This window comes from Gimesia algae (assembly GCF_007746795.1).
Taxonomy (GTDB): Bacteria; Planctomycetota; Planctomycetia; order Planctomycetales; family Planctomycetaceae; genus Gimesia; species Gimesia algae.
On record NZ_CP036343.1, the window covers coordinates 3279955 to 3292760 of the forward strand.

The 12806-nt window shown below is 54.3% G+C and carries 8 protein-coding genes; 2 read left to right on the plus strand and 6 right to left on the minus strand.

Going from position 1 to position 12806, the window contains the following annotated elements:
• Nucleotides 1–268: 268 nt before the first annotated feature.
• The 5 genes from Pan161_RS11940 to Pan161_RS11960 form a co-directional block, all read right to left on the minus strand.
• Nucleotides 269–1612, minus strand: coding sequence for a DUF1501 domain-containing protein (locus Pan161_RS11940; RefSeq protein ID WP_145227060.1), 1344 nt, complete (start codon nucleotides 1610–1612; stop codon nucleotides 269–271).
• Nucleotides 1613–2648: 1036 nt separating this feature from the next.
• The gene (mutL, locus tag Pan161_RS11945) at nucleotides 2649–4583 is read right to left on the minus strand and encodes a DNA mismatch repair endonuclease MutL (protein ID WP_145227062.1); all 1935 of its coding nucleotides are present in this window, start codon (nucleotides 4581–4583) and stop codon (nucleotides 2649–2651) included.
• A gap of 208 nt (nucleotides 4584–4791) precedes the next feature.
• The gene (locus Pan161_RS11950) at nucleotides 4792–5484 is read right to left on the minus strand and encodes a UbiX family flavin prenyltransferase (protein WP_145227064.1); all 693 of its coding nucleotides are present in this window, start codon (nucleotides 5482–5484) and stop codon (nucleotides 4792–4794) included.
• A gap of 29 nt (nucleotides 5485–5513) precedes the next feature.
• Nucleotides 5514–6227 (minus strand): bifunctional demethylmenaquinone methyltransferase/2-methoxy-6-polyprenyl-1,4-benzoquinol methylase UbiE, encoded by a 714-nt coding sequence (gene ubiE / locus Pan161_RS11955; protein WP_145227066.1) that lies wholly within the window; start codon nucleotides 6225–6227, stop codon nucleotides 5514–5516.
• Nucleotides 6228–6249: 22 nt separating this feature from the next.
• Nucleotides 6250–7731 (minus strand): UbiD family decarboxylase, encoded by a 1482-nt coding sequence (locus Pan161_RS11960; RefSeq protein WP_145227068.1) that lies wholly within the window; start codon nucleotides 7729–7731, stop codon nucleotides 6250–6252.
• Between the two features lie 137 nt (nucleotides 7732–7868).
• Between Pan161_RS11960 and Pan161_RS11965 the strand changes: the two genes are divergently transcribed.
• Complete coding sequence (locus tag Pan161_RS11965) at nucleotides 7869–8852, plus strand: bile acid:sodium symporter family protein (RefSeq protein ID WP_145227070.1); 984 nt, start codon at nucleotides 7869–7871, stop codon at nucleotides 8850–8852.
• Here the strand turns inward: Pan161_RS11965 and Pan161_RS11970 are convergent.
• A complete protein-coding gene (locus Pan161_RS11970) occupies nucleotides 8849–9127 on the minus strand; it encodes a hypothetical protein (protein ID WP_002646417.1) in 279 nt (92 codons plus the stop codon). The genes Pan161_RS11965 and Pan161_RS11970 overlap by 4 nt on opposite strands.
• Nucleotides 9128–9630: 503 nt before the next feature.
• On the opposite strand from Pan161_RS11970, the gene Pan161_RS11975 reads away from it, so the two are divergent.
• Complete coding sequence (locus tag Pan161_RS11975; protein ID WP_145227072.1) at nucleotides 9631–12540, plus strand: hypothetical protein; 2910 nt, start codon at nucleotides 9631–9633, stop codon at nucleotides 12538–12540.
• Nucleotides 12541–12806: the final 266 nt, after the last annotated feature.

Consider the following 12806-nt stretch of genomic DNA (forward strand, 5'->3'; position numbering starts at 1 on the left):
GGTTGGTGACGTGAAACTTAATTGGGTGATTTCACTGACAGTTTCCTGTTGTCTGTGACAACCCCGGATAGCATCCGGGGATACCCTTTCTTTCACATGAGCCGTACAGCGTTAGTCGCGGTTTCTGCAGATCGGAAGACAACCGGAGCTAACGCTCTGCGGCTAATTGGGAATATTCTACGGTTTATTTTTAGAGCCACCACCCACTTTTATTTTCGTGTGGTTTCGTTTTTTTCGTGGTAGTAAAAACAGGTAAGTCGGGAGGCAGTCAGATCAGTTCGTCGATCGGTTCGCGGATGTCGAGCATGTACTGCGGGCGGCCGGCGAAGTCGGGGACGGTGGTCGTCATGGGGTCGATGCCCAACTGGCGGTAGAGCGTGGCGAAGACATTCTGATAATGCAAAGGGCGATCCTGGGGGACTTCGCCAAGTCGATTGGTGGAGCCGATCACCTGCCCCATTCGCATGCCGCCTCCGGCGAGCAGTGCACAGGAGGCTTGCGGCCAGTGATCGCGGCCTGCGTTGTCGTTGATGCGGGGCGTGCGTCCGAATTCGCCCCAGGCGATCACGCTGACGTCATCCTGCAGTCCGCGGTGGTGCAGGTCTTCGACCAGCGCGGTGATGCCCTGATCGAATTTATTCAGCTGAAGTGGCAGGCGGGCGAAGTTGGAATGATGCCGATCCCAGCTACCGAACGAGAGCGTGACACAACGGACGCCTGCTTCGACCAGACGACGGGCCATCAGGAACTGATCCAGCCAGTGCGGGCCGGCGTCTTCACCAAAGGCGGGCGAGTTATCGCCTCTGCCATAGCGATCGCGGAGTGTGGGATCTTCTTTTTCCAGGTCCATGGCTTCGACCAGTTTACTGGAAGTCAGAACGTCGAAGGCCCGCTGCGAGTAGGCGTCCAGTCCTTCATACGCATTGTCGGCGGAGTTACGGAACGCGTCAAAGCCGGAGAGCAGAGCTTTGCGGTCGCGGAGTCGATCCAGCGAGATGCCCTGCAGGCGCATGTTGTCCATGCCTTCGCCCGTCGGTTGCATCGGGGCGTGAGGTTTTCCCAGAAAACCGGGGAAGCCGGGATTGCCGTACGGTTCGTGGCGACTGGGGATGCTGAGACCGACGAACGGGGGAACTGCTTTATCGACGGGTCCCTGCACTTTAGAAAGAACCGCGCCCAGGGAAGGATGACCCGACTGCCGCCCGTCACCATTGATGGGCCAGCCACTCATGCAGAGATCGGAAGCATGTTGATCGGGGCAGCCATGCAATGAGCGAATGATGGCGAACTTGTCCATCATGGTCGCCAGGCGGGGCATGTGATTGCAGATCTGGATGCCGGGTACGTTGGTGTCGATGGGACGGAATTCGCCACGAATTTCCGAGGGGGCATCCATCTTCAGGTCGTACATATCCTGATGCGACGGGCCGCCGGACAGGAAGATCATGATGATGGCTTTGTGCCCCAGTGGTCTGGCGGGCGTTGCGACTTGTGCTTCGGCCTGCAGGATCTGGGGAAGCGAAAGTCCGCCCAGCGCGAGTCCGCCGATCTTAAGGAACTGCCTGCGCGAGCCGTCACACTGCCGTCGTGGTGAGCCGGGGATCGAGAGCATCGTGTTCTACTCCAAAAAAGGATGCAGGAGGGTTACGGTCGAGGTTGTTGCAGGTGGGAGACTGAGAAATCCTGTCCGTCAGCCTGAAGTCGTTCGCTGGGAATCTCTGGTTTGCTGCACTGCCCTGGTGAGGCCTGCTTATTTTACTATCCGGTGAACACAACGGCAAGCAGATTCGCCAGGCGGGGAGACAGACCCAGAAAATTGACCTGTTAACAATGAAACGGGGCTGCCTTTCTTTCAAATTAGCCGTACGGCGTTAGACGCGGTTTCTGCAGATCGGAAGACAACCGGAGCTAACGCTCTGCGGCTAATTGGGAATGTTCTACGGTGAATAGCGATGATACCTATTTGCGCTTCCAGTGGTGCAGGATTTTCATCTGCGGGGCGTGGGAGCCGATCTTTATAATTTGTGGTAAATCACGTCAGGGAACCGTGAGCACAATCACAGTCGGACAAGCCGAATGGATATAGGAATCCCGGTTCTGGATTGTACGTGGTAGCTGCGACCTCCTGCTCGCTGCGCTTGGCCCGAATTACATTCGGGCTTACCCCTGCATCAGGAGCGGGAACTGGTTTTTCGGGCAACGTCAGGCAAGCGAACTGTGCCACCGGCACGAGAGGACGTTGAGTTATGTTCGTTGTTGTAGTGTTCAATCTGCTATTCAATCCGGAGTGTCTGGTGACTGTGATACCGTTGCATGGTGAAATATTTTCTGTAGAGGCGCTGGGACGTCAAGGGGGGATGAACAGAATCGGGTGGCGATGTCTGTTGAGACAGGGACGATGCTGGTGTGAGCAGTGGCGGTTCCGGGTTGAAGGGCTGCGAAGTGCGGCGACCCGCAGGCATACATTCGGAACAGGTGCTGTTCTGCGAACTGCTTATCTGGAAAAAACCGGCTGTTTTACGGTGAACTTCAGGAACAAGTGGTCCGTGTTTTGGTGCACTGTAAACTGGGCACGCGCGCGACACAGAACAGCGCTTATCGCTGTTGGCGCGGCGGGGTCAAGTCCAGTTTTTTCAGTGAGACATGTTTCAACCCATGCGGCCGAACTGGCGATCGAGCTCGGCGTGACTGAGAACCAGGGCAGAAGGACGGCCATGCGGACAGTGGTGGGCATCGTCAATCAGATGCCTTTGTTCCAGCAGGCTATAGATTTCTTCCTGCGTCAGTCGCTGGCCCGCCTTGATGGCGGCTTTGCAGGACATCATTGTGATCAGGTCGTCCAGCAGATCGCGGCGGGAGAGCTGTTTGGCGTTATCGAGGTTGTCGGCGATGTCGCGGACCAGCTGTTCCAGATTGACCTTCTTGAGCATGACGGGATAACTGGTGATCAGCAGCGTGTTGCCACCAAATTCTTCGATGCCGAGACCAAAGCTGTTGAGCATTTCGGCGTGATCCAGCAGGAGCGCCGCCTCTTTGGCGCTCATTTCGAGGGTCAGCGGGACGAGCAGTTTCTGTGCTTCCACCGATTGCGCGAGGACCCGTTTGCGGAAGTACTCGTACATGATGCGTTCGTGCAGGGCGTGCTGATCGATGATGGTCAGCGCGCCTTTGTTCTCGACGACGATGTAGCAGTTCAAAACCTGAATCGGTCGCAGGTCCGAGGTCGCGACGTCCGCAAATTTGTCGGCGGGTCGATCGATGTCGGGCACGACCAGGTCAGCGGGTGCGGACGATTCCACGGGCGCCTGTTCCCGGTTCTGCTGGAAGTGCGAGAGCGGAATCGCATCCGCGGCGGTAAAGGGGGCGGCGAGATCCGAGGACGGGGAAATCGACCGCGGAGCCGAGCTGATTTTGATATCCGAGAGGTTACCGTGGACCTGGTTGAGTTGTTCTTTGGCCCAACTGGTCAGTTCCATCTGCGTCTGTTTCTGCTCAGGGGTGAGCGGTGGCGGCGGTGCTGTGACATCGAAGTCGGCTTTTTTGCCGAGCGACATCTGCGACTGCAGATCCATGCTGAGAAACTGGCTGCGGAGTGTGGAGAGCAACTGGCGATACAGGTGCTGACCATCGCGGAAGCGGACTTCCGATTTGGTGGGATGCACGTTGACATCGACCTGGGAGGCGGGCATGTCGAGATAGAGGAACGAGATCGGCTGGCGTCCAACCATGAGCAGTCCGCGATAGGCTTCGGTCAACGCATGCTGCAGTGTGCGGTCCTGAATCCAGCGACCGTTGAGGAACAGGTACTGTCCTTTGCGGGTCGATTTGTTTTCGCTGGGATGCGAGACGTAGCCCCAGATGCGGATGTCGTCGACTTCCGAATCGACCCAGATCAGTTGCTCGGCGAGTTTGCTGCCATAAAACAGGCGAAGGCGATCGAGCAGATTATCGGAGGGGGGCAGATCGAAGATGACTTTGTTGTTGTGTCTGAGGACCATGTAGAGCCGCGGATGTGCGAGGGCGGCGCGGGTGAACTGCTCACTGATGTGTCCGAACTCGGTTTTGGTGGTTTTCAGAAACTTGCGGCGGACGGGCGTGTTGGCGAACAGCTGGCGGACTTCAATCGCTGTTCCCAGCGGACAGCCACACGGCTGAGGTTTGCCGGGGGTTCCCGTTTTGACTTCGAACTCGAGCCCCTGGGTCTGGTCGGCGGTACGCGTGCGAATACGGAAGTGGCTGACTTCGGAAATCGAGGCGAGGGCTTCTCCGCGGAAGCCCATGGTCTGCACGCTGAACAGATCGTCGGCGGTAGAGATTTTGCTGGTCGCATTGCTGGCAACGGCGAGCAGCAGGTCGTCGGGATGAATGCCTTCGCCGTTATCGACGACGCGGATCAGGTCAGCACCGCCGTTCATGATGTCGACTTCGATCCGGGTGGCGAGAGCGTCGATGCTGTTATCGAGGAGTTCCTTGACCGCGCTGGCGGGGCGTTCGATCACTTCGCCGGCAGCAATCTTGTTGATGACGCTGGTATCGAGTTGATGAATGCGGGAAATGGATTCCACGACGGCTTTCCGTTCCATTGGCTGATCAGTCCGACTGATGAATTGAATCTGGACTAAGTCCAGTTTTATTGTAGCGTCTCCAAGACCATTTGAGACGAGAATATTAGATCGAACGACACTATGGTTAAATGTAAGACGCTCTAACTTGTTTTTAACGGTTCCGAGGCAGAATCGCAAGAAAGAGCATTAATGAGGAGAAACAGTGCTGAACACAAAATACAAAATTCTACAACGGCTGATTGCCCCAGCGCTGATGGATTTCGTGTCTGATTCCCAGATGATCACAGATGCGGCCCGACATGAAGTCGACCAGATCGTGGATGGTGACCGGGTTATGATAAAAGCCGGGGGCGGCAGGCATGACGATGGCGCCGGCCTGTGTGAGTTTGACCATGTTTTCCAGCGGGATCAGCCCCAGGGGCGTTTCGCGGGCGAGCAAAATCAGTTTACGGCGTTCTTTGAGATGCACGTCAGCGGCGCGGTGGATGAGATTGCCACAGGCCCCGGAAGCGATGCTGCCGAGTGTTCCCATCGAACAGGGACAGACCACCATGCCCTCGGTCAGGAAGGAACCACTGGCGATGCCTGCGGAGAAATCTTTGTAGTGGTGATAGATGAGGGCCCCCTGTTTGAGGTCGGAATCGCCGAGGACGGAGCTGAGGGCAAAGTCTTCGCTGTGCGTGGGCTTGATCTTGCGGATGACACTGTCATCAGATTGACCGGCGGGATCGGGGAGGATTTCGGTGGGGTCGAAGTTTTCCAGATCAATTTTCAGGCCGAGCTCATGTTTCAGGACCTGCGCGGCGGAGGCGCTGATGGTGAGATGCACGGTGCGGCCGGCGGCCATCAGGACTTCGATCAGGCGGACGGCATAAATGGCGCCGCTGGCGCCGGTCATGGCGACGACTACATTGGACATGAGGGGACCTCACAATCTTTCTTTGAACGTTATTTCGAAACCGCTGGTTTCACGCCGGTATACAGAGTGGCGATACCGAACGTGAGCGGATACCAGCGTGTGCCTTCCAGCCCGCATTCATCCATGAGGTCAGCTAATGCCTTTCCATAAGGGAATTCAGAAACCGACTCAGGCAGATAGTTATAGGCAGACTGTCTGTTGCGGGCGAGTAATTGTCCCATTTTCGGGAGGATATGTCGAAAATAAAATTGATAACAGGAGCGAAACAGTGGATTGGTGGGCATGGAGAATTCGAGGACGGCCACCTGACCGCCGGGCTGACAGACGCGGATCATTTCTTTGAGCCCCCGACGGGTATCGGCGACATTTCGCAGGCCGAACGCAACGGAGACGATTTGAAACTGATTGTCGGCGAAGGGGAGTTCCTGAGTGTCGGCTTCCAGAAAGGTGAGATGACTGCTGGTATTCTTTTTCAATGCCAGCTGCAGCATTTCATGTGTGAAGTCGGCTCCGACGACCTGCGTTTTACCGCCTGCTTTTTTGAGATAGGAAAGGGCGAGGTCACCAGTGCCTGTACAGACATCGAGAATGGGAGCAGCGCCAGCGGGTGCGACTTTCCGCACGGTGCGCCAGCGCCAGTAATAGTCGACGCCGCCTGAGAGGAAGTGATTCATGAAATCGTAGCGGGGTGCGATTTCGCCAAACATCTGCTGTACACGGGAGCCGGTTTTATCTACATTCATAACTTAAAATCGTTTCATATTTTCAGGACAGGCCGAGTTCAGTCAGACGGCTCTGGACGCGTTCTAACATTTCAGCGGGCATCTTCAAGGCAGACGGCCATTCACGGGGATGCCCTTCTGCTGCGGACTTACGGGTGGCATCGAGACCGAGTTTATGGCCGATCCCCTGGATGGCTGCGCTGTGATCGTCATCATCGCCGGGCCCTTCTGTGTGAATCAGATCGCGGCCCGGATTGAGATTCGTGCTGACGCGGTACCAGACCTGCTGTTCGTCGTGCACATTGATGTCGTCATCGACCACGACGATCAGCTTCAATGATAATAGACTTTCCAGACTCCACAATGCATTGACGACTCGGCGGGCCTGCTGTGGATAGGATTTTTGAATGCTGACGAACATCAGATAGCGGCCTGCCCCGGAATCAGGAAAGTGAATATCAAGCAGTTCGGGAACCATCAGCTTCAACAGTGGCAGAAAAATACGTTCGGTGGCTTGCGCGAAATAACCGGCTTCTGAAGGAGGGGCCGCCGGGATCAGCGCGTGCCAGATGGGATTGGCGCGATGGGTGACTGCGGACAGATTCAAAGGCATCACTTTTTCAGCCGGACTGTAATAGCCGGTGGAATTTGCGACGGGGGCAACATCAATGGGATCAGAAGCGGGATCGATAAAGCCTTCCATGATGATTTCGGCCTGCGCGGGAACATCGATTTCGATGGAGCGGGCCCGGACCAGTTCCAGCGCATTGTTACGGAGAAAGCCGCCAAAGGCATAGGGGTCGGTCATTTTCGGCAGTGGTGCATGAGCCGTGTAAAGTCCGACGGGATCACCGCCAATCACGATGGCGACGGGCAGCTGCTGGCCGCGGGCATGGAATTTCTGCAGTAGCTGATATCCGGCATCATGCTGACTCCAGCGAATCGCCAGTTGTTGATTTGAGATGACCTGAATGGGTCGGGTGTTGACGAAGCGGGCTTTGGTTTCCGGGTCGAAGGTAATGATCTGGGCGGCGGTGATGGTGGGTGATTGTTCTTCGGGCCAGCAGGTGAGCAGCGGGAATTCGCTGAGATTGACATCACGGCCGAGCTTGACCACCTGCTGACAGCTGGCGGTTTTTACGATGCGGGGTTTGATGTTGAGGAGTTGCGAAAACTGCGGAATCATTTTTAGCGAATCGAGCCAGCCTTCGGGTAGATCCGGTGAGAGGAGCCCGGCGATGCGGTCGGCGATGGAATCGAGCGCATCGGTTCGCAGGATCTGCAGCAGTCGGGGCAGACTGCCATAGAGATTGGTCAGTACCGGAATTTTGTGACCGGCGATCTGATCGAACAGGAGTGCGGGTGCGGAGTCGGGCGGACTGGCTTTGATGACCTGTTGGGTGATGGCAGCGATTTCGAGCTGTGTCTCCACCGGGGATGAGATCCGGACGAGCAGCCCTGCTTCTTCAAAGTTGCTGACGAATTCCGCCAGATGGTCCGCATGCATCATTATGGTGTTGTTCATAGAATTTCAGGATGGCATTGATTACAGTCAGGAATCATAACCGATTCATTACTGTCAACAAATGATCGTGGCTGTGAACCTCTCAGATTATCAGGATCCAAGCCTGTCGACGCCATCCAAGCCCCGGAAATGCTCTTATGCTGCAACGTTATCTGTTAGTCTGGCTGATCGTGCTTTCGGGAGCGGCAATCCTGTGGGACAAGATCCTGCCTGACGCGTTCCATCCGTTTCATGCTTCGAAACCGTATCTCTCGTATTTATTTACTGTCACGATGTTTGTGATTGGCTCACTGCTGCCACCCGATGAAGTGCGGGCGGTATTTCGTCGCTGGCATCAAGTACTTGGCGGCACATTTGTGCAATACACGGTGATGCCTTGCCTGGCGTATCTGATGAGCCTGTTTTTTATCGATCAACCCGAATTACGGATCGGCATAATCCTGGTGGGCTGTGTGCCGGGGGCGATGGCTTCGAATGTGCTGACACTGGCGGCGCGGGGTAATGTGAGTTACTCAGTCTGTCTGACGGCGTCGGCGACCCTGCTCTCACCAATCTTTGTGCCAATTGTGCTTTATCTGGCTGTCAGTGGAACGGACATCAACGCTGTGGAACTGGCGAAAAATTCGTTCTTTCAGTTACTGACCCAGGTGGTATTACCTGTGATTGGCGGTCATATGCTTGCCCTGTATCACTACGGATTCAGTCGCTTGATGCAGGTTTTTGGCCCTGCATTCGCGAATTTTTCGATCCTGTGGATCATTGCCACAGTGATCAGCCTGCAGGAAGAACAGTTGAAGCAAGTCTTTTTCTCGCTGGCGGCGGCGCTATTGGTGATTAACCTGCTGGGTTATCTGTGCGGATATCTGGCAGGCGCGACGATGCAACTGAAAGAATCGATGCGGCGGGCTTTGACCCTGGAAGTGGGAATGCAAAACGCGGGTCTGGGAGCGGTGCTGGCAGGCCAGCTGTTTCCGGGACAGGAGATGATCGCGTTACCGCCGGCATTGTACATGTTTGGCTGCATGCTGACCGGGACGATCCTGGCTCAGATCTGGTCAATTCGATCTGAGCGGCAGCCTGAGCAAGAGGCGAGCTCAGTCGCTCCAACACCTGAAGATTAAGTTTCTTCGAGGCGGGCCTTGAGTTCATCACGTTCTTTTTTGGTGATATCCAAATCAAACATCAGGTATTTCACATCCAGGCGTAATTGAGCCAACGCTTCCTGGATCAGACCCAGAATTCGCCTGCGGCGTTTCACCGATTCCACCACCCGTGAATAGGAAACTTCCAGCAATTGCTGCTGTTCCCGTGGCAGCTCGGCGATTTTCTTGCCCAGATCGATTACTTCGCGGGGCAGACTTGCACTATCTGTTTCGTCGGTCAGTCGAATATTCATAAGTCTCAATTCTCAGCTTGTGCCAGTACTTTAACAATAAATGATTTCATCAAAGGATGAATTGAAAGCCAATAGAACAGATTTCATGCCGAATATGAATATTTAATCAAGGATTCACTCTAAGTTACCAATCACAGGCATTTTAGAACGACAACCAAAAATACACTCTCTGATGACAGATTCACAAAAATGGGAGGCTTCGTCTTGGCTTAGATTGCAAAATCTTCTAAAATCCCCAGAGAACGTAGTCATTTTGGGCAATGTTACAGCAGGTTGCATTATGGCAACGCGGTGGTTGTCTGACTGCAACGAAAACCGGACAGCTTACAACAATTCGTAAAGAATGCTGAACGGCGATGGGATTGTGGAAAATGGGGAATATTTTCCACAGACTGACTGGATTGAAAATCACATTCCTGAGTTAGCACAATGTGTAAATCAGTATAGAAACTGCAGCGTCACGATCATTTTTATCCCAGGGATGGGTTCGAGTTCAGGCATCGATGCCACGTACATTGAATAAGCTGTTTCAGAGTCACATCTGCCCGCTGGTCTTTCTGTTTTCGGGATTGTTCAGCGAGTCTGTGTTGCGCGCAGAAACATTCCACGAGCATTTTGATGATACGTCCCGTGTCAGCTGGCAGGTTCGCATTGATCCGAATCAGGCTCAGAAAAAGTGGCATGTCCGCAATACGACGGTAATGCATGCCGGTGCGGCTTGTGAGCATCTGCAGGTCGCGACGGGAAACCTGGGTTCGCTGATTGAACTGTCCCATCCACTCCCCTCCAGTCGGATTATCAATGAACTGACAGTCTCACTGTGGCTGAAATCCAATCGACGCGGGACTCGCGTTGGCCTGGAAGCCGTGCTGCCTCATCAGATCGATCCCGAAACCGGAGCGGTCGCCCGCATTTATTTAATCGGAGATACTTATTCGGAAGAAGGCAAGTGGCAGCAGTTGAAGTGCACGACAACCGAAGCGTTGGTAAATCAGTCATTAGGACTGTTACGGGGACGCAGCAAGCTCCGCCAGCTGGATACGCGTGAGATGTATGTGGAACGGGTTCTGGTGGTCACGCGTTCTTCCTCTGATCAGGTGGAATTCCTGATGGATGACCTGAAACTGACCCCGATTGTGCGTCCCAATGACTCAGTCATGCAGACGGCTGCTGCACTGAGCAAGCAGAATGCGAAACCGATCGTCGAATTCCTGCTGGACCGGGTTCAACTGGAAGGGCGACCGCTGTTTCCTCGCATGTCACGTTATCATGGCGAAAATCTGGAATCACTGAAACAGGCTGGCCTGAATGTTATCGAGGCACCTCAGTTTGATGATTATCAGTTTCTATCCGATCTGCGGAGTCAGGGATTATGGGCGATGGCGACTCCTCCGCGCCCGCAGGCTCAGGATGGTTCGTTTCTGCCTTCCCGCGATGCAACACTGATTCCGTTTGATGAGCAGACAGCGCCCATCATTTTCTGGTATCTGGGAACGCAAATCCCGGGTAGTAAATGGACTGAAATCCGCAGTCGCGTGGGACAGATTCAAAGTGCTGACCAGCAGTTCAAGCGTCCTATTATGGCAGACGTGCTCGGGAAAGAGCGACAGATTGCCCGGGAAGTTTCGATGATTGGTTCCAGCCCGCGTATTCTAAACAGTGATATCAGCCTGCTGGAATATCGCGATACTCTGATTGAGAAGACACGCTTTGCCCCGGGTCGTTTTCTCTGGACCTGGGTCCAGACAGAACCGACGTTTGCCAATGCCCGCTGGCGTGATTCTTCCAATCGAATTCCGATTGTCATTGAGCCTGAGCAGATTCGACTGCAGGTTTACGCGACTCTGTCAGCCGGTTGCCGGGCCGTCGGGTACTGGACGACAAACCGCCTGGATGATACGAGCGCTCCGGGTGCGCTGGAGCGAAAACTGGTGATCGAGCAATTGAATCGTGAGATTGATCTGATCGAGCCATGGCTGGCAACAGGTTCTGTGGTTTCTCATGTTCCGTTTCGGCTTAAACAAAAGGAAACACCCCGGATCACCCAGTTAGGGGTCGACTTCAAGCGATCCAGTTCCGATCGACTGCAGATAAATGAACAGCTGTCTGAACGGGAAATGCAGTTACAACGCGAAAAAGCAGCGGCTGCTGAAATGCAGGCGGCTGTCATTCGTTCTGAGTATGGCACTTTGATACTGCCGGTCTGGTATCGCAATGGTGGCCAGTTCGTCCCCGATCAGATGGCGGGGAACGATGCAACCATTGTCATTCCTGGCGGCAATGTATCCGCATCCGTGTGGGAATTGAGCACGACGAAGATCAAAAACTTAGATCGCAAACGCGTGAATGGCGGGGTTGAAATATCGATTCCCAAATTCGATATGACGTCGATCATCATCATGACTTCCGATCAGGGATTGATCGAGAACCTGCGAAAAAAGGTAGCCATGATCAGCCCGCAGGCAGCAGAAACCAGCGTAAAACTGAGCCGCGCCAAGCTGGAACGCTGCCAGAAAACAAATGCAGAGTTGCTGGAACTGGGGGTGAGCCAGGTCGCCCGCATGGATGGGCCGGCTATTCTGGAACAGGCGCGGAAGGGGTTGAGTCAGGCTGAGTCGGCCCTTTCCAGTCAGGATTACCATGGTGCCCGCAATGCAGCCCGCGACTGCCGTCAGATGCTGCGCATCTTACAACGCATCCAATGGCGTGAAGCAACCAGAACACTTTCCTCATCGATGACGAGCCCTTATACGGTTTCGTACAGTACCTTGCCCGATCACTGGAGAATGATCGAACAGATTGGCCGCAGTGCGAAACACATTGAACCCAACATGCTGCGTTCGGGAGATTGTGAAGACATTGACACCATGGTCGTGGAAGGCTGGACGCATGGGCAAAATGCGATTGAGGGAACTCAGGCGATTGCAGAACTCTATCCGCGCGACAGACAATCCGGAGATTTCAGCCTGAGATTGCTGGCGGTTCCCCTGAACCGTAATGAAATTCCCAATAACATTGAAGGTCCGCTGGTGCAGCTCACAACCCCTCCTCTGGCGGTTCGCAGCGGACAAATTGTGCATGTCACTGGCTGGGTCAAGGTGTCGACTTCCATTACCGGCAACCCACTGGGTGCGACGCTGCAGGACAGTATCATGGGACCTGGTGGCGCCTTACATTGGAATGAGAAGAGTGAGTGGCAGAAAATCGATCTGATCAGGGAAGTGCCGCAAAGTGAAAACTTCATTCTGACAATGTCATTGAATGGACTGGGCGCGATTTTATTTGATGATCTGCGGGTGATGACTTATACGCCTGAGCCTCGACTTTATCAGCAGACCCAGGGACTGGAATCCCTGCCCGCAACGACAACAGGCTCCTCGGGAGTCGAATTACTGAACAAGATTCCGAAATAGAGCCTCGAAGCTGGGGGGAAAACACGCGTTACATTACCCTGTAAAAGCGTCCCCTGCTCTCTCAGTTTTTCGTTAATCTCCGTTCAAAACAGGTATTATATCACCGGGCAGACGAAAACCTCTGTCAGGTGCGCATCACAGATTCCCCCGACACTTGAATGACAGGACAGAACTTGATAAGAAACAGTATAGAAGCAGAGTGAAAATCTGGCTCGGGGTTTTACGCTCTGCCAAACAGTTTTCAGACCGCATTCCATTTTTTACAG

What these genes read in the sequence shown, in the direction of transcription:
- Pan161_RS11970 (WP_002646417.1), bottom strand. Translation starts at nt 9,127, where the DNA reads ATGAATATTCGACTGACCGACGAAACAGATAGTGCAAGTCTGCCCCGC.
- Pan161_RS11950 (WP_145227064.1), bottom strand. Translation starts at nt 5,484, where the DNA reads ATGTCCAATGTAGTCGTCGCCATGACCGGCGCCAGCGGCGCCATTTAT.
- Pan161_RS11960 (WP_145227068.1), bottom strand. Translation starts at nt 7,731, where the DNA reads ATGAACAACACCATAATGATGCATGCGGACCATCTGGCGGAATTCGTC.
- mutL (WP_145227062.1), bottom strand. Translation starts at nt 4,583, where the DNA reads ATGGAACGGAAAGCCGTCGTGGAATCCATTTCCCGCATTCATCAACTC.
- Pan161_RS11940 (WP_145227060.1), bottom strand. Translation starts at nt 1,612, where the DNA reads ATGCTCTCGATCCCCGGCTCACCACGACGGCAGTGTGACGGCTCGCGC.
- Pan161_RS11965 (WP_145227070.1), top strand. Translation starts at nt 7,869, where the DNA reads ATGCTGCAACGTTATCTGTTAGTCTGGCTGATCGTGCTTTCGGGAGCG.
- ubiE (WP_145227066.1), bottom strand. Translation starts at nt 6,227, where the DNA reads ATGAATGTAGATAAAACCGGCTCCCGTGTACAGCAGATGTTTGGCGAA.
- Pan161_RS11975 (WP_145227072.1), top strand. Translation starts at nt 9,631, where the DNA reads ATGCCACGTACATTGAATAAGCTGTTTCAGAGTCACATCTGCCCGCTG.